Source organism: Actinomadura craniellae (assembly GCF_003289645.1).
Taxonomy (GTDB): domain Bacteria; phylum Actinomycetota; class Actinomycetes; order Streptosporangiales; family Streptosporangiaceae; genus Actinomadura_D; species Actinomadura_D craniellae.
In genome coordinates, this window is record NZ_QLYX01000006.1 from 42,089 (window position 1) to 64,017 (window position 21,929).

Sequence of the window (21,929 nt, forward strand, 5' to 3'; positions counted from 1 at the left end):
CGGACCGGCCCCGCCGGTCCGGGCCCACGATCATGCCTCGACCAGTTCCGTCCCGCCGGAGGGGGACGGCCGCTCGGTGTAGCGGGCACCGGTCTCCGGGCACTCCCACGCGCCGCCGTCGCGCTCGACCAGGCGGGCGCCGGCCCGGCCCACCCAGCCGATCTGCCGTGCGGGCACCCCGACCACCAGGGCGAAGTCGGGCACGTCCCGGGTCACCACCGCGCCCGCGGCGACCATGGCCCACCGGCCGATCCGGATCGGGGCCACGCACACCGAGCGGGCGCCCAGCGACGCGCCCTCGGCCACCGTCACCCCGACGGCCTCCCAGTCGCCGCCCCGCTTCAACCGGCCCTCCGGGTCCACCGACCGGGGGTTGCGGTCGTTGGTCAGCACCACCGCCGGGCCGACGAAGACCCCGTCGCCCAGTTCGGCCGGCTCGTAGACCAGCGCGTGGTTCTGCAGCTTGACGTTGTCGCCGATCAGCACCCCGGCGCCCACGTAGGCGCCCCGGCCCACCACGCAACCCGTGCCCAGCCGGGCGTTCTCCCGGATCTGCGCCAGCTCCCACACGGTGCTGCCCGCCCCGATCTTCGCGGTCTCGTCGACCTGCGCGGTGGGCATGACCCGATAGCTCATGGAATCCTCTCGACGATCCGGTCGCCCAGCAGCAACCGGTCGAACTCGTGCTGAACGACCGTCCAGTCCCAGGTGCACAGCGCGTGCTCGGCCGCGGCCGCTCCGGCCGCCGCCCAGACATCCTCGTCCGCGGTCAGGGCGAGGATGCGGTCGACCGCCTCCCGCGGGGTGCCGACGACCCACTCGGCGGGGAAGATCGCACGCGCGCCGCGCGGCCGGCCGGCGAAGCAGGGCCAGTCTCGCACCACGGGGACGGCGCCGCTCGCCGCGCCCTCCGCGACCACACAGTGGAAGCTCTCGCGGACCGAACCGCTCAGGATGACGCCGATCTCGGTCATCACCGCGGGCATGTCGTCGCGGTGGCCGAGCCGGCGCACCGCCCCGTCCGGTTCCAGCTCCGCGAAGTCGCGCTGCAGCAGATCGAGGTAGCGCGCCGCGGCCGCGGTGCCCGTGGGCCGGAGGTCACCGCCCACCACCAGCAGCCGGTAACGCGGGTCGTGGGCGCGCAGCGCCCGGAGCACGTCCAGCGCCCACCGCGGGTCCTTGGCGACCTGCCCGAGACCCACCAGCCCCAGCGTGAACCGCGCCTCGGGCCGCTTGGGCCGGTGGAAGGTACGCAGGTCCATGGCGTTGGGGACGACGTGGACGCGGGGGGCGTCCGCGCCGCGGAGCCGCGGGAGCACCGCCGCCGCGAGGTCGCGCATCGGCTCGGAGACGAACACCAGGTCGTCGACCCGGGAGAAGTCCACCAGATGCGGCCAGTGGGTGTACGCCTCGAACTTGTGCAGCCGGACCACCACCCGGGTGGCGCCCGGATCGACCAGCGTGAACAGCGCCGCGGAGGCCGTGCACCACTCGACGAACACGGTGTCGGCCCAGTCGAGGTACGGGCGGAGGGCCTCCTCCAGCCGGCGCCCGTATCCGGGCTGCCCGCCCAGCGCGAACTCCACCATCCGCCGCAGGCCCTTGGCCAGCGGGGCGAGCACGGGGTCCTCGGCGAGGTCGAGGAAGCGGAACTCGACGCCCGGGTGGTCCCCGTAGCGATCCCTGATCTCGCCGAGGAAGTTGGCGTTGGCCCGGGTGACGACCAGCAGCCGCAGCGGCCGGCCGTCCCCGGGTGGCGGTGCGGGCGGGGCGCTCCTGCCGCGCGGAGCGGCCAGGGCCCGGCCCACGGCGCTGCGCAGCAGCGGCCCGGTGTACTTCTCGGGCGCGGCGTCCAGCGGGGAGTCCAGCCGGTCGATGTGCAGGACCCGGTGGAAGGCGAGTTCGGTCGCCCGGAGGAAGGACGCGGCGGCGGCTCCGGGCTCGCCGGCCCGCAGGCTCGCGTCGGCGCAGGCGAGCTCGGCGGCGTAGGCGGCCACCGGGTCGCGGGGCCGCCGGCCGTCGGCCAGGTCGCGGTCCGCGGCCGCGCCCAGCAGGTCCGCCCGCAGCCTGCGTTCCCTGACCAGGCGGGCGGCCAGTGCGGGGCGCCCGGCGGCCAGGGCGGCGGCGCCGCGGGCCGAGCCGGCGAGTCCCCGCCCCAGGACCCGGCGGGCCGCACGGGCCGGGCGGAGCGCCCGGCGGGCGATGACCGGCTCGGTGACGTGCACGGAGAGCCCGCCCTTGACCGTCCGGTAGGGGAGCGCCCGGCGGAGCCGGGAGGTCGCCGCCCGGTCCGGCAGCGCGAGCCCCTCGGGGGCCGGGATCCGGGTCCGGGACGCGGGCCGGCCGGCGGCGACCTCGGCGAAGAGGTCCCAGCGGCCGGGCCGCAGATCGCTCAGGTCGCACTCCGCGACCAGGGTGATCCGGTCGTCCTGCCGGTCGAGCGTCACCGTGGCCAGGACGTCCTCCCGCGGTTCGCGCAGCCGCAGCCGGACCGAGACCTGGGGCCGGGCCCCGGGCGGGAGCCGCACCGGGACGTGCCCGCGGATCGCCAGCCGTCCCCGCGCGGCCCAGGAGACCTCGTCGACCAACACGCCGAGCGGGATCTCGCGGACAACCTCGTAGCACTCGTCGGGGATCGCGACGGCGGGGTCCCGGAAGTGCGGGTAGCGCAGGAAGATCCGGTCGCCGTCGCGTTCCTCGGGGGGCCGCCCGGCCCGGTGCGCGGCGAGGATGTCCGCCAGCGGATCGGTGCGGTCGTGCTGCAGGCAGTGCGCGATCAGCCGCCAGTGCGGCGGGAGCCAGGCCGCGATCCGGGGGGTGAGCCAGGCGTCGAGCAGCCGCCGGGCGCCCTCCCGCGTCCGGCGCCGCTCGTCGTCGGGCAGGTCGAGGTAGCGCCGCTGGATCCGGCCGAAGACGTCGATGCGCAGGTGGCGGTGGAGCAGGCCGTCACGGTCCGGACCCGGCTCGACCTGGTCGGCGACCAGTTCCATCACGTCCGCCACCGTGCGGTACACGTCCTCGGCGCCGGCGCCGCCCTGCTGGAGGACGCTGGTGCCGTCCTCGCGTTCGGACCAGTAGTAGCAGTCGTGGTCGGCGAGCACCGAGATGCCGCCGGACCGCAGGCTGGCATGCAGGTACGCCCCCACCACGAAGCGCTGGTCCTCGTGTGACCGCAGCCCCGCTCCGAACCGCAGCCCGGCCTGCTCCACCATCGACCGGCGGAACAACTGGAGCGCGGCCAGCGGCATCGTCTGGTAGAGCCGGGATCCGGGGGCGAGCACCGAGGTGCGGGCGGCGCTCTCCCGGAACAGCTCCGCGGGGACGTTCCGGCCGCCGACGCCGACCAGCTTTCCCAGCACGATGTCGGTGCCGTTCTCGTCGGCCATGGCGCACATCCGGGCCAGCGCCCCCGGGGCCAGCCAGTCGTCGGCGTCCAGGAAGAACAGGTACTCGCCGCGGGCCAGGTCGATCCCGGCGTTGCGCGGTGCACCCGGACCCCCCGAATTGGGCTGGTGCACCACCCGGAGCCGCGGCTCGCCGGCGGCGAGCTTGTCGAGCAGTTCCCCGCCGCCGTCGGTCGACCCGTCGTCCACCGCGATGATTTCTATTCGATCAACGTCGGGTGACTGTTCGAACGCGGAGCGAAGTGTGCGTTCGAGAGTGGCCCGGCAGTTGTACACCGGGACGATGACGCTGACCTTCGGTGGGGACATCTCGCTCCTGATCTGGCCGGCGGGTCGAACCCCGGATCTGGCGGGTTCTGGGAAACCTGGAAAGCCCGCCCACATGGTAAACGCCGAGGTGACCGGGGGCGTACGGAACCCGACGGGCGGGTGTCCGCCGTACGTCGGGGCCCGTCGTATGCAGGGAAAACGGCCGCGTACGATGAGGCGGAGCGTATTCGGGCCGCCCCCCGCCGGTGCCCGGTGCCGTGGCCTTCCACGCATTGTGGCCGGCCGTATTCAGTGTGCTGCCGATTCGTTGTCGGTAAATCGGATCGGCTATTTCCGTCGCCGTGGTAGGAATGACGCGGCGTTATCGTGAAGTGAAATTCAAGGGCAAGCATGGATTACCCGAAGGTCAGCGTCATCATCCCGGTGTACAACTGCCGGCCGTCCCTGGAACGAGCACTGTCCTCGGTATTCCAGCAGTCGCTCGGAATGGACCGGATAGAGGTCGTTGCGGTCGATGACGGATCGACCGACGGCAGCGGGGAACTGCTCGACGAGCTCGCCGCCGGCGAGCCGCGGCTCCGGGTGGTGCACCAACCCAATTCAGGCGGGCCGGGCGCGCCGCGCAACGCCGGGATCGACCTGGCCCGCGGCGAGTACCTGCTCTTCCTGGACGCCGACGACTATCTCGGCGCCGAGGCGCTGGAACGAATGTGCGCCATGGCCGACGAGAACGGCACCGACATCGTGATCGGGAAGTACGTCGGCGTCAATCGGGGAGTGGCCCGGTGGATGTTCCGCCGCAATGTGCCGCGAACCACCGTGCTGGACGCCGACCCCGGCGTTTACAACACCCTGTCGGTGCTCAAGCTCTATCGCCGGTCGATGATCGAGCGGATCGGGCTGCGCTTCGCCCAGGGGCTGCTGTCACACGAAGATCTGATCTTCGCCGCCCGCGCCTACTTCGCGGCCGACGGCATCTCGGTGCTCGGCGACTACGACTGCTACTACTGGGTCGACCGGGAGGACGGCACCAGCGTCCTCCAGCAGGGCGGCGCCGACGGCCCGGCCTTCTACGGCGCCATGACCGAGATGATGCGCTACGCGGCCGATCAGGTCGAGGCCGGACCCGTCCGCGACCGGATGATGAACCGCCACTTCCGCAACGAGATCCTGCCCCGGTTCCAGACGCGCTACCAGACGATGTCCCCGGCCGAGCAGGAAGTCGAGCGGGCGGGGGCACGGGCGTTGCTGACCGAGTGGTTCACGCCGGGCATCATGGCCGGGACACCGGTACTCCGCCGGCTGATCGCGTACGCGCTGATCCACGATCGCCCTGACCTGCTCGACGAGTTCGTCCGCCAGGGCGGGCCGGACGGGGAGGTGCCGCTGGTGGTGGAGCAGGGACGGCTGTACGCGGCCCACCCGCGGTTCCGCGACCCGGCGGCGGGAATCCCCGACGAGATGTACGAGGTCACCGCCGCCCCGCCGATCGACCGCGGGCTGGACCGGGTGGAATGGCGGGCGGGCCGGCTGCACCTGACCGGCACGGCCCGCCTCGGCGGCGTCTCCATCGACCGCCAGTCGCTCACGCTGTCGCTGCGCCGCCGGGGCTCCGACGACGAGCACCGGCTACCGGTCCGGTCGGGTCCGGACGGTTACGCCGCCGAAGTCGATCCGGCCGGCGCGGGATCGGGCGGCCCGCTGGCTGAGGGGCACTGGGACCTGCGGCTGCTGCTGTCGGCCGAGGGCTTCGAGACCGAGGTCCGGGTGGGCGGGGAACGCCCTGACGGGTTCACCCTGCCGGACTCGCGGCCGGTGCCGGAGAGCGGGTTCGCCGACCTTCATCTGCGGCCCTACCTGACGGACTGGTACGAGAACCTCACCCTGCAGGTCGAGCGGGACGCCGGGACGTCGCTGCTCGACGTGCGGGAGGTGGACTGGCCGGCCCGCACCCTGCTGCGGGTGCGCGGCCGGGTGACCGGGCTCGTACCGGACGGGAAGGCGCCGACGGCCACCGTCCGGGTGCGGCGGCGCGGCACGGCGGAAACCCTCCCCGCCACCGTGACGATCGACGGGCTCGACCTGGTCGCGGAACTCGACGTGACCGGCCGGCGGGACGGGCGCTGGGACCTGACCCTCGAACTGACCTCGGCCGCGGGCGTCACCCTCCGCGAGCGGATCCGGGCACCCGAGGGGCCGGCCCTGCCGGAGAGCACCCGCCGCGGCCCGCTGGCCTCCTGGCGGGCGACCCCCTACCGCACCGACCGGGGCGACCTCTCGGTACGGGTCGTCGAGCGCACCCTCGGCGCCGTCGCCGGCACCCGGCTGCGCGGCGCCACCGCCCGGTTGCGCGCCCGCTGAGCCGGCCGCGCAACCGGACGGGCGATCAGCCGGGGAACACCTGGTCGACCACGCGGGCGGAGGCCTTGCCGTCGTCGAGCGGGCAGAACCGCTCGACGAAGGCGGCGTACCTGTCTTCGTAGCCGGAGCCGCCGCCCGCCCGGATCGCCTCGATCAGGTCGTCGGAGGTCTCCACCAGCGGGCCCGGGGACTCGTTCTCGAAGTCGAAGTAGAAGCCCCGCAGCCGGTCGCGGTAGTCGGGCAGGTCGTAGGTGAAGAACAGCATCGGCCGGCGCGTGTTGGCGTAGTCGAACATCACCGACGAGTAGTCAGTGATCATCATGTCGGCGATCAGGTACAGCTCGGTGATGTCCGGGTACAGCGACACGTCGTACACGAAGCCGTTGCCGTCCTCGGCCACCCCGTCGACGACGTTGGAGTGCAGCCGGATCAGCAGCACGTGGTCGTCGCCCAGCGCGTCCTTGGCGCGGGCCAGGTCGAGCCGCATGTCGAACTTGTAGCGGCCCCGGCTGTAGTACTGGTCGTCGCGCCAGGTCGGCGCGTACAGCACCACCTTCTTGCCGGCCGGCAGGCCCAGCCGCGCCCGCACCTGGGCGGCGGCCTGCTCGGCGTCCGGGCTGTAGAGCAGGTCGTTGCGCGGGTACCCGGCCTCGATGATCTCGCCCTTGAAGCCGAACGCCCGGCGGAAGATCTCGGTGCTGAAGGGGTTGGGTGACAGCAGGTGCGTCCACTCCGGCAACTGCGGGGTCTTGGGGCCGTTCGACTGGAGCGCCTTCTTCAGCCCCGGCGCGTAGGCGAAGTGGATCTCCTTCATGTCCCGGCCGATCTTCTTCAGCGGGGTGCCGTGCCAGGTCTGCAACACCACCTGGTCGGGATGCCGCTGGAACCAGTCGCCCAGCCGGTGGTTGGTCACGATGTAGCGGGACGAGGCCAGCGCCTCGTGCCACTCCTGCCCGTTCAGCCGGACCTCCTGCAGCGTGTCGGGCAGTTGCGTCTGGGCGTCGTTGACCACCCAGAGGTGTTCGAGGCCGGTGCCGCGGCGCAGCAGTTCCTCGTGGATCGCCTTGGGGCTGTCGGAGTACTGCCGGCCGTTGAAGCAGGAGTACAGCACCGTGTCCCGCAGGCCGTCCTTGGCCGCCCGGCGGCGGGCCTCGTCGCGCATCTTGGTGCCCGCGCCGCGCTCCTCCGGCCGGAGGTTGTTGGTGGCCCGGACGACGAGCCGGCCGTCGTTGTCCTCCACGAAGTAGCCGCGCAGCGCCACCTCCACGGAGGTGCCGGTGGCGGCGGACTTCTCCAGCCTGACCGCGAGGGCCCGCGCGGGCCCGTCCGTGCCGGTGGGCCGGAACAGCACGTCCCAGCGGCCCTGCCGCAGCGGCAGCACACCGGCCGGGGACGCCACCGCGGCCGCCGGCACCTCGGCGCGCAGCGTCCCGCCGTCGGCGACCATGGTGAACGCGTGCTCCTTGCGGCGGCCCTTGCTGCGCAGCACGATCTCACCGGCGGCGTAGGAGGGGTGGGTGCCGGTCAGCGCGAGGGTGCCGTCCGCGCGCCACTCGCAGGAGGCGACCGCCAGCCGCGCGGTCTGCAACTGGACGCGCACGTACCCCGAGGCGTCCCGGCCCGCCACCAGCTGCTGCGAGCCGACCAGCCGGTGGGCGTCGGCCACCTCCTCGGCCAGGACCAGCGGGCGGTCGCCGAGCAGCACCTTCCAGTTCCGGGTGTCGTCCACGGAGTCGGGGCCGAACTCGCCGGCGTGCAGCGCGGCGACCCCGACCCGGGCGGTGAACGCGCCGCCCTCACCGGCGGCGACCTCGGCCGGGACACGCAGCCCGCGCCAGGTCAGGACCACCTCGGGCACGCCCTCGGCGCCGGTCCCCGCGATCTCCAGGCCGTCGTCGGACCAGCGCAGCCCGGTGGCCCGGACGCGCACGGTCTCGACGTCGACGTACAGCCGCTCGTCGACGACCACCGGAACGATCCGCACGTCGTCGGTGACGTAGTGGTACGGCGGGTGGGCGCCGGTGCCGGCCTTGCCGCCGCGCAGTTTGGCCGAGCGGTAGACGCCCGCGTTGAACACCGCGGCCCGCACGTCCCACCGGCCGTCGACCCACCGGCCCCGCTGCTGTAGCCGGCGCGGGTCCAGGGTGAACTCGAAACCGGTCCACGGCCCCGACGACTTGCCCGGCTTGGGGGTCTGCCGGGCGCGCACCGGCACACGGCGCTTCCCGGACCGCAGCGCGACGCCCTTGACCGACGTCCAGCGGCGGCGCATGCTCACCGAGTTGATGTACGCCTCGCCGGTGACCGTCATCTTGCCGTCGCGCCAGGCCACCTCGTGCACCTGGCCGCGCAACGCCACCTCGTCGCGGGCCCGGTAGACCGACCGGGGGACGGCCAGCTTCTCGTCCTTCCAGTACGGGTAGACGACGTAGCGCCGGACCGGGTCGCGGACGATCGCGGGCGAGGTCTTGCCCCGCTCGAAGCGGACCACCTTGACCAGCTCGTTCTTCAGCCGCCGGCTCGCCAGGTGCCACTTCAGCCGGTTGAGCGCCGACAGCTCGGCGAACACGCCGTCCTCGATCTCCCCGGTGTAGGCGGCGGCCTGCTCGACGATCTGCAGGCGCTCCTCGTCGGACGCGTCGGGCAGCCCGTCGATGAAGACCCGCAGCTCCCGCTTGAGCACGGAGAGCTGGAAGCCGTGCAGGTCCTTGCGGGACCAGACGCCGTCGAGCCGCTCGGCGACCGAGGCCACGGCGGCGAACCCGTCGGCGATCTCCTGCGGCTCGGTGGTGCGCTCGGGCCAGAACGGGCGGGACAGGTACGTCACCGTCTCGGTCAGCACGTCGACGGAGTCGGCCAGGTGGAGGGCGGGGATCACCACCGCGAGGTCCTCGTACCGGCTGAGGTCGGGGAACTCCAGCCGGTGCCGGTCCCAGAAGGACCGCCGGAACAGCTTGTTGACGATCAGCCGGTCTTGCAACAGGTCCGGGTGCCGCCGGACGTCGGTACGCGGCCTGGGCTCGGCGAACGTCTCCTTGAGCGTCCGCGGCACGGACATGCCCCGCTCGGACGTCATCAGGATCTGGCCGGTCGCCAGGTCGGAACCGGTCGCGACCAGCCCGGCGTGCAGCACTTCCAGCGCGTCGGGGGGCAGCGTGTCCCCGCCGTCGACGAAGGCCAGGTACTCGCCCTCGGCCGCGGCGGCGCCCAGGTTGCGGCCCGCGCCCCGGCTGGGGGCGCCCTGGCGGATCAGCCGGAAGCGCTCGTCGGGCAACCCGGTCGTGCCCGCCGTACCGGTCCCGTCGTCGATGACCAGTACCTCGAGCCGCTCGTGGGTCTGGGCCGCGAGCGACTCCAGCGTCTCGCCGAGCGCGTTCTTCGCCCCGTGGGCGAGCACGACGACGCTGATCTGGTGAGGCACCAAGGTTCTGCTCCTCAATGTGGTGGTGGCGATCGACGCCGTGTCGATCTCGGGGGAGAGCCACCGTGCGCCGTCGTGTCAGCGCGGCGGGTTGGGCACTTTCTCGCCGAGGAAGATCCGGCGCACCGCGCGTTCGGCGGCGTGCCCGTCGTCCCAGGGACAGAACCGGGCCCGGAAGTCGGCCCGAGCCTTGGCGGCCGGGTCGTCCCAGGCGGTGCCGGCCCGGAACGTGTCCACCAGCTCGTCCTCGGTCCTGGCGACCACCCCGGGCGGGGTGGCCATCAGGTCGAAGTTGACGCCGCGGGTGCGGCGGTAGGTGTCCCAGTCGTTGGCGTAGATGACGATGGGCCGATCGAGGTTCGCGTAGTCGAACATGATCGACGAGTAGTCGGTGAGCAGGGCGTCGGAGGCGATCGCCAGGTCCTCGACCGATGGGTGCCCGGACACGTCGATCACCTCGCCGGAGGCCCGGCCGCCGGTGGTCGTGTAGTCCTCGGCCTTGTAGAAGTAGTGGGCGCGGAGCAGCAGCACGTAGTCGGGGCCGAGCTCGCGCATGAACCGCCCGATGTCGAACATCGGCGAGTAGCCGCGCTGGTAGTCGCGGTGCGTCGGCGCGTAGAGGATCGCCTTCTTGCCCTCGGGGACGCCGAGTTCGGCGCGCAACCGGAGCCGGTCCTCCGCGGTGGCGGTGACGAGGCGGTCGTTGCGCGGGTAGCCGGTTTCGAGCATCTCGTAGCGGCAGGGGAAGCCGCGGTCCCAGGCCTCGGTGGACAGCGGGTTCGACGACAGCAGGAAGTTCCACCGGTCGGACCGGGTGATCAGCGCCCGGAAGTCCATGTTGTTGGCGCCGACCGGGAAGTCCATCTGGTCGAGGCCCATCTTCTTGAGCGGGGTGCCGTGCTGGGTCATCACGTGCACTTGGCCCGGGCGCTTGACCAGGTCGTCGGGGTAGTTCACGTTGTTGACGAAGTACTTGGCCCGGGCGATCAGGCGCAGGTACTCGGGGCTGCCCGCGACCACGTGCTCCACTCCCGGGGGGAGTGACTTGACGGCGTCGGGCTTGACCACCCACACGCCGCGGATCTGCGGGGCCAGTTCCCGGGCCCGCTCGTAGATGGCGGCGGGGTTGCAGGCGTACCCGCGGTACCAGTAGGCGGCGTAGACGGCCAGGTTCTCGTCGATCGGCAGCCGCCGCTGGGCCCGGTAGTACAGACCCTTGGCCTTGCCGTTGCCCAGGGAGAGCGCGGACCGGGTGCGCTTCTTGACCTTCCGCGCCCGGGTGCGGGCCCTGGCCCGGGTCTCGCCGACGGACTTGAGGGTGCGGTACGTCCGGTAGTCGTTCTTCTCGATCAGCCGGTACTTCGTGGCCAGCGACTTGTCCTCGGGCATGGCGTGCCCGGCGGGCCGGTACTGGTGGTAGATGTCGGCCAGCCCGGCGAAGAAGCGGCGCTTGTCGTCGGGGTGCAGCCGGTCGCGGCTGTTCAGGATGACCATCAGATGCCAGATCGTCCGGTCGAACATGAGCGGGCGGAACTTGTCGGCCTTCGGCCCCTGCGCGTCCATGAAGGCGAAGATGCGCTCGTACTGCCTGAAGGCGTCGAAGTGCTTGGCGCCCGCGGTCTTGGTGATCGCGCCGCGCCGCCGCTGCCGGTAGACGTAGCACACCCGGTCCAGCAGGCTCAGCCGGTCGGCGGCCATGAGGATCGGGTAGGTGACGTTGATGTCCTCGTAGTAGCCGCCGCTGAAGCGCAGGTTCAGGTCGAGCAGGAACTCCCGGCGGATCGCCTTGTTCCAGGCCGTCATCATCAGCTGGAGGACGCTGGGACGCTCGTCGAGCGTGAAGACGTCGGGCGCCGGGGGCTCCCGGAACAGGTCGTTGATGACGCTGCGCTGGACCTTGCCGTGCCAGTAGCCGCGCGCGTAGTCGAAGATCAGGACGTCGGGCCGGGTCTCCGCCAGCCGGTGGAAGATCGACCGGACGGCCCCCTCGGTGGCGTAGTCGTCGCTGTCGAAGAACCAGACGTACTCGCCGGTGGCCATGTCGAGCCCGATATTGCGGGCCTCGCCCAGGCCGACGTTCTGCTCCAGGTGCCGGACCCGCACCCGCGGGTCGCGCTCCGCGAACTCGTCGAGAATCTGCCCGCAACCATCCGGTGAACAATCGTTCACCGCAATGACCTCCAAATTTGGGCATTCGGGGTCAAGAATGGATTCGAGACACTGGCGGACATAGCCCTGCACCTTGTGCACAGGAACAATGACGCTCAGTGAGATTTCGGTGTCCGCGCTCATTGATTAGACCATTCGATCTGCTGGTTTGTGTTGGGATTGTACCTGGGCGTAAGCGGCCTGCCGGGAAGCTCGATCATCTCGCCGGTGTCCGGATCAGCCACCGGACCGGCGGTTCGACGGCCCACCGGGTGGCGCGCGTCACCGGCCGGGTGGCCAGCACCACGGCGAGTGCGATGGACGCGAGGGTGCACAGTATCTGGCCGGCGAGCGACTGCACCGCGGGTTCGTCGAGCAACCCCGTGTAGTCGAACAGTTTGATCACAAGTCCGTGGAGCAGGAAGACGTACATGGTCCGCGTGCCCAGTTCGGTGAACCAGGTACGGGTCCGCGGCACCACGGCCAGGAACGCCAGCCCGAGGACGACGGCCAGCGCGTAGGCGGCCAGCCGCCCGGCCACGCCCACCGGCAGGGCGAGGTTCATGTCCTCGTAGCCCTCGTTCCAGTAGAGCAGCCTGGGCACCAGGCTCTTGGCGAAGTCACCGGCCGACCAGAGGTAGAACGCGGCGAACGCGGCGAGCAGCACCGGCGCGCCCAGCCACCAGTGCAGCCGGCCGCGCAGCCGCTCGAACCGCTCGGGCGCCAGGGTGAGGCCGAGCACGAAGAACGGCAGCAGGGAGACCGTCCGGGAGACGGTGCTGTCCGCCGTCAGGTACCAGCCGCTCACCAGCACCGCGACCGCCACCGCGCTGGTGACGGGCCAGCGCAGGTGCGACCAGATCGGCGCCGTCAGCCGCCAGCACAGCAGCGCGACCAGGAACCAGGTCAGGTAGTGCGGGGCCAGCCAGTCGCCCGCGTTGAAGTGCACGCCCTTCACGAAGTAGAGCTCGGCGCGGTAGAGCAGGCTGAAGACGACATAGGGCGCCACCACGGTGGCGATCATGCTGCCGAACTTCCCGGCGTCGCGGGCGAAGCCGCGGGAGAAGTAGCCCGCCACGAAGACGAACAGCGGCATGTGGAAGCCGTAGACGACCATGTAGGCCGCGTGTTCGGCGGTGTAGCCGCGGAGCTGGGCCCAGGTGTGCCCGACCACCACCAGCACGATCGTCAGGAACTTGACGTTGTCGAAGTACGGATCGCGTTCCTTGGCCCGTTCCTGGGCGGCGGGTATCTGGCGGGAGAGGGTTTCTGTCATGGCTCCGGGGGCTCACCTGGCTCGGTATGCGACAAGACCTGCTCGGCCCATTCGGGGACGATACCGGCAAATCACCTGTGGGTTGCCGGGAATCGAACATGAGGTGAACGGCCGGGCGGTCTTTTCGGCTCCGGCGTGCCGACCGGCAGGTCAAAGGCGTGTGGCAGGTAAGCGTACAGCGCGGTGACGCTCGACGCGGCGCACCTGGCCGCGTCGCCGGCTAGGTGGCCTTGCAGATGTTCCCGTCCGCCCGGATTTCGCCCTGCTGGCGGGGAATGCCCGACTGGGCGGGCTTGAGGCCGCTCCAATCGGTGCCGATGACCAGGTCGACGACCCCGGGGGCGCCCTGGGCGCCGCCGGCGGCCGGAGCGACCTTGCTCTTGAGCTGGCCGGCCAGGGTGGTCGAGTGCTGGTCGGCGCCGGGCCCGTACAGCACCTGGGTCTGCGGGCGCGAGACGCCGCCGGGCAGGTTGCCGACCTTGATGACCTGGAAGCCCTGCGCCTTGAGCTGGTCGGAGACCCGCTGCGCCTGGCCCTGGATCCCGGAGGCGTTGTAGACGCGCACCTGCACCTGGGCGGCCGGGATCTTGGCCTGCTTGGGCTCTTCCTGGATGGTCTTGTCGTTGCGGACCGAGGCGAACAGCTGGCCGGCGGCCGGCTGGCGCAGCGCCACCCGGTTGGGGTCGGGCGCGTACGCCCCGTACGGGACGGTGACGAAGCGGAGCTTGCCCGCGCTCAGCCCCTGCATGCCCTGCCCGATCTTGAGCATGGTGCCGGTGGTGAGCTCCTCGTCGGTGGTCAGCGTCTTGGTCGCCGCGTTGAGCAGCGCGACCAGCTTGCCCGGGTTGGCGAGCACGCCGCCGCTGAGTGCCTTGGACGCCACCGAGCCCATGAACTGCTGCTGGCGCTTGATCCGGGACAGGTCGGAGCCGTCGCCCAGGCCCTTGCGGGCGCGGACGTAGGCCAGCGCCTGCTCGCCCTTGACGAGGTGCTGGCCCTTCTTCATGACCAGGTGGGCCTGCGGGTCGTTGACGTCCTTGGGCAGGCAGATCTCGACGCCGCCGATCGCGTTGACCACGTTCTTGAAGCCGGAGAAGTCGACCTGCACGAAGTGGTCGATCTTGATGTTGCTCATCTGCTCGATCGTCTTCATCGTGCAGGCGGGACCGCCCAGCGTGAACGCCGAGTTGATCATGCCGAGCTGGGGTTGGGTCGAGCCGCCGTTCTTGGTCCGGCAGGCGGGGATCTGGACCATCAGGTCGCGGGGGAAGCTGATGCCGATGGCCTGGGAACCGCCGGGCGACAGGTGCATGAGGACCGTGGTGTCGGCGCGGGGCGGCTCGTTCTTCAGCCCGCGGCCGTACCGGGCGTTGGAGCCGGCCCGGGTGTCGGAGCCCAGGATCAGGATGTTCATCGCGCTGTTCAGCTTCTTCGGCCGGTTGGGGCCGAGCTGGGCGTTGACGTCCTCGGTGGTGATGTTGCCTTGCAGCTTCCGGTAGAAGCCGTAGGCGCCGAGACTCCCGGCGACCATCACGGCGGACAGCGCGATCGACACCCAGCCGAGGATGCGCCAGCCCTGTCGACGTGCCGGCTCGTCGGCGTCGTCGACATACTCCATGTACATCGGATTGCTGCTCATGGCTCCAGCGACTTTAGGTCAGAGCAGCCGACGTATCGATCCGGATGCATCATTCCATCCGGTCACTCCGGCCACCGCGCTCACATGCTCCAGGGAAAGACGTCGATCCAGCACCCCATTGTCGAGGTTTCGTTGAATTATGACGGAACCGCCCGCCGCGATTGGTGCAAGCAGCCCAGAGAGCACCCATTCGCGGGTCGTCGCCGGAAAGCCGACGAACACCCTGCTCTGCGCGTCAAGGCCGTACCGGCCCGCGATCTCGGTGGCTTCGGCGGCGAGCGCCACCCCCGTGAATGTGGTGTTCGTCACGATCAGGGCGGGAGCGGCCGGGTCGGCCGGAACCGGCGGAACGAACCTGTCACCGTAACCGCGCACCTCCGCCGCGTAGTCGACCACCCCCGGCGGGCAGTCGCGCAGCGGCGCCCCGAGCGCGTGCAGCGAGAGCCCCACGACCTCGGCGCCGGGCGCGTCCGGAAGCGCGCCCTCGGCCGCCGCCAGGACGTCCGCCGCCGGGACGGCCCCCGGCTCGACGAGCTCGACCGCGACCCCCGCCGCCCAGCAGGCGAACAGCCAGACCGCGGTCTGCCAGTGCGGCGGCAGGGCCAGCGCCACCCGCCCGCCGGGCTGGACGTCCAGCCCGTCCACCAGGAAGTTCGCGGTCTTCGCCACCCAGTTGTCGAACGTGCGGCCCGACAGTTCCACCCGCTCGCCGGTCGCGTCGTCATAGAACGTGACCAGCGGCCGGGCCGGGTCGGCGGCCACCCGCCGGGGCAGCAGTTCGGCGATGCCTCGATCAACCATGCCGACGAGGGTAGAGCCTCGCGAACCGGCGCACGCGGGACGCCGGCCGGAGCGTTCGTCCCGAAGCTTGCGATCCAGTGCACGCGGGGCGCTACCCTCTGCTCCGATGTCGATGAACGCCGGGAGACTGCTGGCGCGGCTGACTGCGGCCCCGGCGCTGCTGGTCGTCGCCTGGCTGGCGGTGTCCCTGCCGCTGCTGATGATCGGGGCCTTCTCGCTCGGGCCGGTCCTGGTGCTCTTCGTACCGGTCGCGGTGCTCGTGCTGCGGGCGCTGCCCCGCCGGCTCGGCGACGAACCCGTCTCCTGGTGGAGCACCGGCGGGGTGATCGCGGTCGCCCTGGGCTTCCTGGCGCTCGAACTCGCGATGGTCTCGCAGCAGATCATCGTGCGCCGCGATCCGGCGTCCTACGTGCAGTACGCCCTCTGGCTGGCCGACCACGGGTCACTGCCCATCCCGCAGGACCACGCGGCCTTCGGTGGCGACGACCCCGCGCTGCGCTTCAACAGCCCGGCGTTCTACCAGGTGGGCACCGCGGTGGTGCCGCAGTTCATGCCCGGCCTGCCGCTGGTCCTCGCGCTGGGCAGTTGGGTCGGCGGGCCGTACGCGCTGCTGGCGATGGGGCCGCTGCTGGGCGCCTGCGGGGTGCTGGCCTTCGGCGGGCTCACCGCCCGGCTGGTCGGGCCGCGCTGGGCGCCGCTGGGCGCCCTGGCGCTGGCGCTGACGCTGCCGATGCAGTGGCTGGCCCGCTCCACCTACAGCGAGGCCGTCGCCATGGTGCTGCTGTTCGGCGGGCTGGCGCTGGTGCACGACGCGGGCCGGGCCGGCCGACGGGACGGCCGGGTCCAGGCGTTCCTCGGCGGGCTGACGCTCGGGCTGATCGTGCTCGTCCGGATCGACGGCATCCGGGACGTGCTCCCGGTGGTGGTGTTCGCCGGGCTGCTGCTGGGGCTGCGCCGCACGCTCGGGCCGCCGCTGGCCGCCGGGCTCGTCCTGGGCGCGGGCACCGGGATCGGCGCGGGGTACGCGCTGTCCCGCCCCTACCTCGACCACCTCAGCGGCTCGCTGCACCCGCTGCTGCTGCTGGCGGCCGTGGTGGTGGCGGGCACCGCCGTGCTGACGGCGGTGCTGCGCACCGGGTTCGGCCGCCACGCCTTCGGTGAGCTGGGAGACCGGGTCGCCGGGGGACGGCTGCCCGACCTGGCGGCCATGGGCACCGTGCTGGTGATGATCGGCTTTGCGCTCCGCCCCTTCCTGGAGACCGTGCGGCGGGTGCCGCACAGCCCCGACGACCGGCTGAACGCCGAGTTCATCGAGTACCTCCAGGGACTCACCGGGCTGCCGGTCGACGGGACCCGCCAGTACTCCGAGGACAGCCTCTACTGGCTGGCCTGGTACGTCGGCGTGCCCGGTCTGCTGGCCGCGACGTTCGGCGCGGCGCTGCTCGGCCGGCGGCTGCTGCGGGGCCGGTCCACCGAATGGGCGCTGCCGTTCGCAGTGTTCGGCTGGACCACGGTGACCACGCTGCTGCGGCCGGGGATCACCCCCGACCACCCGTGGGCCTCCCGGCGGCTACTGTCGATCGTCATCCCCGGGATGCTGCTGTTCGCGATCTGGGCGACGGCCTGGGCGCTGCCCCGGCTGCGGCGACTGGGCGCCGGGCGCCGGCCAGGGGGGCGGCCGCGGCTCGCCGCCGGCCTGGCCGTGCTGCTCCTGCTGGTGCCGATCGCGGTGTCCTCGGCGTTGCTGACGTTCGCCCGGACCGAGCAGGGCGAGGTCGCGGCCGTCCGCGGCCTGTGCCGGGAGATCGGCCCCGGCCGCTCGGTCGTGATCGTCGAACGGGTCACCGCCGACCGCTTCCTCCAGGTCGTCCGCAGCATGTGCGGGCTGCCCGCGGCCCGCGCCGACGGCGCCTCCCGGGGTGACGTCCGCCGGGTCATCGCCGCCGTCCACCGCGCCGGCCGCCGCCCGGCCCTGCTCGGCGCCGAGGCGGCCGACGTGGCCCCCTACGGCCCGCCGCACCGCGCGATCAGGCTGCGCACCCGCCAGGACGAGAAGACCCTCGTCACCCCGCCCAACGCCACCTGGTCCCTGTCCATCGACGTCTGGCTCACCCACCCCGCCGACAGGTAGTCCGGGGGCGGATCCGGCCTCCCCTGACGACGGGATCCGGGTGGGCCGGTTCGCCCTGGCCGGGTATGGTCTGTGTGATCTGAACCACATTGCCGAATCTCGGGCGTTATGAGTCGCCTGCTGGGCGAGCCGGGCCGCGAACGCCCTGTGCATTGCAGGAAAGCCGACATCTGGAGTTTCTTGACCTTGATCCATATGTCCGGTCAAGATCACGACGACCTTCCACGGTGCGGGATCGCCTCCCGTGCACGGCATGAGGAGGTACGGCGTGCGCGTGCGTCGTGCTGGTGCGTTCCTGGTCGCGGTGGCCCTGACCGGTTCGATGCTCCAAGCCGTCGCCACCACCCGGGCCAGGCCGGCGAACGCCGAGCCGGGGAAGCCGCCCGAGGCCGCCCTGACCGAGGCGGACGCGGTGGCCGCCGCCCGCAAGTGGCGGAAACCGGTGCGGGTGACCTCCCGGACGAGCACGCAGCGCGACGTCGTCGCCCTGCCGGACGGCCGGCTGGAGATGACGCTCCACACCACCCCCGTGCGGACCCTGCGGGACGGCAGGTGGACGCCCATCGACACCGCGCTCCGGCGGTCGCCGGACGGCTCGTGGTCCCCGGCGGCCACCACCGTGGGGCTGGTGCTCTCCGGCGGGGGGAAGGGCCCCTTCGTCCGGATGACCCGGGCGGGCCGGGAACTGGCGTTCCAGTGGCCGTACGGGAACCTGCCCGCGCCCACCGTCCAGGGCGACAGCGCCACCTACCCGGGCGTGCTCACCAAGGACGTGGACCTGGTGGTGCGCGCCACCCCGTCCGGCTTCACCCATGTCCTCGTCGTGAAGACACCGGCCGCGGCGCGGCTGCCCCAGTTGGGCAGGCTCCGGCTGAAGCTGGACGCCCCGAGGATGTCGGTCGGCCCTGACGGCCAGGGCGGGCTGAAGGCGACCGACGCCGGCTCGGGCGGCGTCCTCTTCCAGGCGGGCGCGCCGGAGATGTGGGACTCGTCCGACGGGACCGAGGCCCCGGCCGCCCCGCCCGCCCGGAGCGCCGCGCCCGCGCCGTCCGCGGCCCCGGCGAAGCCGCGGACCATGGCCGGCCCCGCCGTCTCGGGCCGCGGCCCGGGCGAGGCGTCCAAGGTCCGGCGGATGAAGGTCGGCGTCGGCGGCGGGGAGATGACGCTGGAGCCGGACCAGGGCCTGCTGACCGCACCGGACACCAGGTTCCCCGTCTACATCGACCCGGACTGGACCGCCCCGGGCGAGTCCGCCGCGGTCATGGTGTCCACCTCGTACACGGACGCCTCGTGGACCGACGAGGGAATGGGCCGCTGCGCGGACAGCGACCCGTACATGAGCGGCTGCGGCGGCACCGTCACCAAGCGGCTGTTCTACAAGTTCGCGCTGCCGTCGGCCGCGCTGGGCACCAACGTGGTCTGGGCCGAGTTCAAGCCCCGCGAGACCTGGGCGTACAACTGCACCCCCTCGCAGGTGCAGGTCTGGAAGACCAAGGGCGTCAGCGGCTCCACGAGCTGGGGCACCCAGAACGCCTCCGGGTTCTGGCAGCGCAGGCTCGTCTCCATGAACGCCGCGCACGGCAACGAGGGCCTCGGCTGCGCCGACGCGACGCTGGTGTTCGCGTCCGAGGCGCTGAAGGAGGAACTCCACAACACCGCCAAGGGCGGCGGGACCATCTGGCTGGGCCTGCGGGCCGGTGACGAGGGCAGCACCTCCGGGTGGAAGCGCTTCGACAACGACGCGACCCTGCGGGTGCTCTACAACCTGCCGCCGCGCGCCCCCACCGACGTGCGCAACACCACCAGCGAGGGCAACTACCCGTGCCTCGCGGTGAGCGACCCCGCCCGCCCGCGCATCCGGAAGTGGCCCAGGCTGCGGGCGCGCATCAGCGACCCCCAGTCGAGCGACAAGGTCCAGGCGGAGTACTGGATCGGCTGGGGCGACGCGAACAACAACAACTTCCAGTGGCGCTACGGCGGGCCCGGCGCCACGAACTTCCTCAGATCCGCGATGCTGAACAGCGGCTCGGACTTCGAGTTCGACCTGGAGGCGTGGGGCGCCGAGACCAAGCTGCCGAAGAACGTCCCCATCTCCTGGATCGTCCGGGGCCACGACTTCCAGGACCAGCAGGAGAACGGCAACCCCGCCAACTGGATGGGGGTCGGCCCGTTCAGCGACGCGGCGACCTCGGCCGGCGGGCTCGGGCACAAGTGCGCCTTCGTCTACGACAACTCGGCTCCACCACCCCCCACGGTCCAGTCGACCAAGTACCCCAATGACGGCCTGGAACACGACGGTGTCGGCCAGCCGGGTACGTTCACGATCACGCCGGCGCCGGGAGAGCACCCGGTCAAGTACGGTTACCAGCTCACTCCGCCAGGGCAGCCGATCGGCCCGGTCCAGTGGCTGACACCCGGGCAGACCGCGGGCTGCACCAGCTCCGGTTGCACCCTCTCCGTCACTCCGGGGAACAGGGGCGACTGGAAGCTGGACGTCTGGGCGGTCGACGGGGCCGGCCTCTCATCCCACGCACCCACGTACCAGTTCCGGGTCCGGCAGGTCAGCAGCGAGGCGGCCCACTGGAGGCTGGACGACCCGGTGGGCTCCACCACGCTGCACGACGAGATGGCCGCGAACGACACCTACCAGCTCATCAGCCAGAACAGCGGCAAATGCCTGAACGTCGAGGGCGGCCTGCTCGACGACGGGGTGCCCGTGCTGCAGTGGGACTGTGTCGGCGTCGCCTGGGAACGCTGGAAACTGGTCGAGCAGGGCGGCGGCGAGTACACCCTGGTCAGCCTCAGGAGCGGCAAGTGCCTCGTGGTGGAGGGCGGTTCCCTGGACAACGGCGCGCACGCCGTCCAGCGGACCTGCGGGGGCGCCAACGAGCGCTGGAAACGCGTCGAGGCGGACGGTGGGTACCAACTGGTGGCCGTCCACAGCAACAAATGCCTGAACGTCCAAGGTGGCCTGCACGACAACGGCATGCCCGTGCTGCAGTGGGACTGCGTCGGCGTCGCCTGGGAACGCTGGCGTTTCGCCCAGGTCAACCGTGCGGTCCTGGTGGGCCCGGACGCCTCCCTCGGGCACGCGGCGCGTACCGGTTCGAACGCCCTGCGGATCAACACGGACGGTGATCCCACCACCTTCGGGTACGTCGAGACGACCGAGCCGGTGATCGACCCGGCCAAGAGCTACGCGATCTCGGCATGGGTACGGCCGACCGGCAAGGGCTCCTACCCCACGGTGGCGGGTCAGGACGGAACCCGGCTCGGCGCCTTCCGTCTCGAGTACGCCTCGCACAACGACCACTGGTCGATGACGGGGATCTCCCATGACGGCGACGACGCGGTCGTGGGCGGGCAGGCGTACTCCCTGGAAAAGATCAAGATGGGCCAGTGGGTCCATCTGGTCGGCGTGTACGACTCCGTGGCGAAGACGATCAGCCTCTACGTCGACGGCCGGCTCCAGGAGACCGAGCCCTACAACGCCGACGGATGGATCGGCGCCAGCCGGGGCTCCTTCACCATCGGCCGGTGGAAGTACCACGGAGTCAAGGTCGATCCTTTCTTCGGCGAGATCGACGACGTGCGGGTGTTCAACCGGACCGTGACCGGGCCGGAGGTCGCGGGCTGGTACCGGTCCACGGTCCAGGCCCGGTGGACGCTGAACTCCCCCGCGGGGGTCGGCGTCGTCGTCCCCGACGCGGGCGGCACGGACCGGACGATGACCTTGTACGGCGGAGCCGAGATCAAGACCGACGACCTGACCTGCGTCAACCTGACCGGCCAGTGCCTGAGCCTGGACGGGAGACGCCCGGACGGCACTGGCGAATGGGCGATGACCCCCGGCCCCGTGGTGCGCACGGACGAGAGCTTCACCGTGGCCGGCTGGGTGGAGGCGGCCAGACCGACCGTGCCCATGACGCTGTTCGCGGTGACCGGGACCACCCAGAGCGCGTTCACCGTCCGGTTCAACCCGCGGGCGGCCAGGAACCCCAACTGGGATCCCGACATCGACCCGCCGGAGTACGAGTACATCGGCGCCTGGGAACTGGAGATGGCGACCCAGGACGGCGCCGCACCCACCCGGCTGACCACCTACCACGGCCAGTCGTGCAACACCTGCATCAACGAGGGCCCCGACCACATCGCGATGGTGTACGACGCCGCCACCGACACGATGAGCCTCTACGTGAACGGCAACCTGGACGAGTCGGTGACGAACACGTCCTGGCGCACCGGAGTGGTCGCCTTCCACGCCGGATCCCGGTTCCAGATCGGCCGCCGCCTCGCCGACGGCCAGACCACCGACGACCACCCGAACCGGGAGTACCTCTCCGGCCTGGTGGACGACGTGTGGGTGATCAAGGGCGCGCTCACCCAGGAGCAACTCGCGGCCTTCGCGAACCTCCAGGAACTCGACACCGCCTTCGGCAACCCGCAGCTCCCCTACATCTATCCCGACTGACGCCGTA

The 21,929-nt window shown here is 71.6% G+C and carries 10 protein-coding genes; 3 read left to right on the forward strand and 7 right to left on the reverse strand.

Annotated features, from left to right (window positions below; all coding sequences use genetic code 11):
- Positions 1 to 30 precede the first annotated feature (30 nt).
- The gene (locus DPM19_RS14680) at positions 31 to 636 is read right to left on the reverse strand and encodes an acyltransferase (protein WP_111867675.1); all 606 of its coding nucleotides are present in this window, start codon (positions 634 to 636) and stop codon (positions 31 to 33) included.
- Positions 633 to 3,713 (reverse strand): glycosyltransferase, encoded by a 3,081-nt coding sequence (locus DPM19_RS14685; RefSeq protein ID WP_158566793.1) that lies wholly within the window; start codon positions 3,711 to 3,713, stop codon positions 633 to 635. Before DPM19_RS14685 ends, DPM19_RS14680 begins: the two co-directional genes overlap by 4 nt.
- Before the next feature lie 351 nt (positions 3,714 to 4,064).
- Here DPM19_RS14685 and DPM19_RS14690 point away from each other — a divergent pair, with 351 nt between their 5' ends.
- Positions 4,065 to 6,035, forward strand: a complete 1,971-nt coding sequence (locus tag DPM19_RS14690; protein ID WP_111867680.1) for a glycosyltransferase family 2 protein — start codon at positions 4,065 to 4,067, stop codon at positions 6,033 to 6,035.
- A 25-nt stretch (positions 6,036 to 6,060) separates the two neighbouring features.
- Here DPM19_RS14690 and DPM19_RS14695 read toward each other — a convergent pair whose 3' ends face one another.
- The 5 genes from DPM19_RS14695 to DPM19_RS14715 all read right to left on the reverse strand — a co-directional run bounded on the left by DPM19_RS14695 (position 6,061) and on the right by DPM19_RS14715 (position 15,320).
- The gene (locus DPM19_RS14695) at positions 6,061 to 9,456 is read right to left on the reverse strand and encodes a CDP-glycerol glycerophosphotransferase family protein (RefSeq protein WP_233510206.1); all 3,396 of its coding nucleotides are present in this window, start codon (positions 9,454 to 9,456) and stop codon (positions 6,061 to 6,063) included.
- A gap of 78 nt (positions 9,457 to 9,534) precedes the next feature.
- Entirely contained in the window at positions 9,535 to 11,748 is a 2,214-nt protein-coding gene (locus DPM19_RS14700) for a bifunctional glycosyltransferase/CDP-glycerol:glycerophosphate glycerophosphotransferase (RefSeq protein ID WP_111867685.1), read from the reverse strand.
- 73 nt (positions 11,749 to 11,821) lie between these two features.
- Complete coding sequence (locus tag DPM19_RS14705) at positions 11,822 to 12,880, reverse strand: acyltransferase family protein (RefSeq protein ID WP_111867688.1); 1,059 nt, start codon at positions 12,878 to 12,880, stop codon at positions 11,822 to 11,824.
- A gap of 220 nt (positions 12,881 to 13,100) precedes the next feature.
- Positions 13,101 to 14,519 (reverse strand): LCP family protein, encoded by a 1,419-nt coding sequence (locus DPM19_RS14710; protein WP_111867691.1) that lies wholly within the window; start codon positions 14,517 to 14,519, stop codon positions 13,101 to 13,103.
- An 18-nt stretch (positions 14,520 to 14,537) separates the two neighbouring features.
- Positions 14,538 to 15,320: a TIGR03089 family protein gene (locus tag DPM19_RS14715; RefSeq protein WP_111867694.1), complete on the reverse strand. Its 783-nt coding sequence runs from the start codon at positions 15,318 to 15,320 to the stop codon at positions 14,538 to 14,540.
- A gap of 106 nt (positions 15,321 to 15,426) precedes the next feature.
- On the opposite strand from DPM19_RS14715, the gene DPM19_RS14720 reads away from it, so the two are divergent.
- Both DPM19_RS14720 and DPM19_RS14725 read left to right on the forward strand, forming a co-directional pair.
- Positions 15,427 to 17,451: a hypothetical protein gene (locus DPM19_RS14720; protein ID WP_325050237.1), complete on the forward strand. Its 2,025-nt coding sequence runs from the start codon at positions 15,427 to 15,429 to the stop codon at positions 17,449 to 17,451.
- A 268-nt stretch (positions 17,452 to 17,719) separates the two neighbouring features.
- Positions 17,720 to 21,922, forward strand: coding sequence for an RICIN domain-containing protein (locus DPM19_RS14725; protein WP_111867697.1), 4,203 nt, complete (start codon positions 17,720 to 17,722; stop codon positions 21,920 to 21,922).
- The last annotated feature ends 7 nt before the right edge of the window (positions 21,923 to 21,929 follow it).

Coding starts and splice junctions, on each gene's coding strand:
- DPM19_RS14680 (WP_111867675.1), bottom strand. CDS start 636: ATGAGCTATCGGGTCATGCCCACCGCGCAGGTCGACGAGACCGCGAAG.
- DPM19_RS14685 (WP_158566793.1), bottom strand. CDS start 3,713: ATGTCCCCACCGAAGGTCAGCGTCATCGTCCCGGTGTACAACTGCCGG.
- DPM19_RS14690 (WP_111867680.1), top strand. CDS start 4,065: ATGGATTACCCGAAGGTCAGCGTCATCATCCCGGTGTACAACTGCCGG.
- DPM19_RS14700 (WP_111867685.1), bottom strand. CDS start 11,748: ATGAGCGCGGACACCGAAATCTCACTGAGCGTCATTGTTCCTGTGCAC.
- DPM19_RS14705 (WP_111867688.1), bottom strand. CDS start 12,880: ATGACAGAAACCCTCTCCCGCCAGATACCCGCCGCCCAGGAACGGGCC.
- DPM19_RS14710 (WP_111867691.1), bottom strand. CDS start 14,519: ATGAGCAGCAATCCGATGTACATGGAGTATGTCGACGACGCCGACGAG.
- DPM19_RS14715 (WP_111867694.1), bottom strand. CDS start 15,320: ATGGTTGATCGAGGCATCGCCGAACTGCTGCCCCGGCGGGTGGCCGCC.
- DPM19_RS14720 (WP_325050237.1), top strand. CDS start 15,427: ATGTCGATGAACGCCGGGAGACTGCTGGCGCGGCTGACTGCGGCCCCG.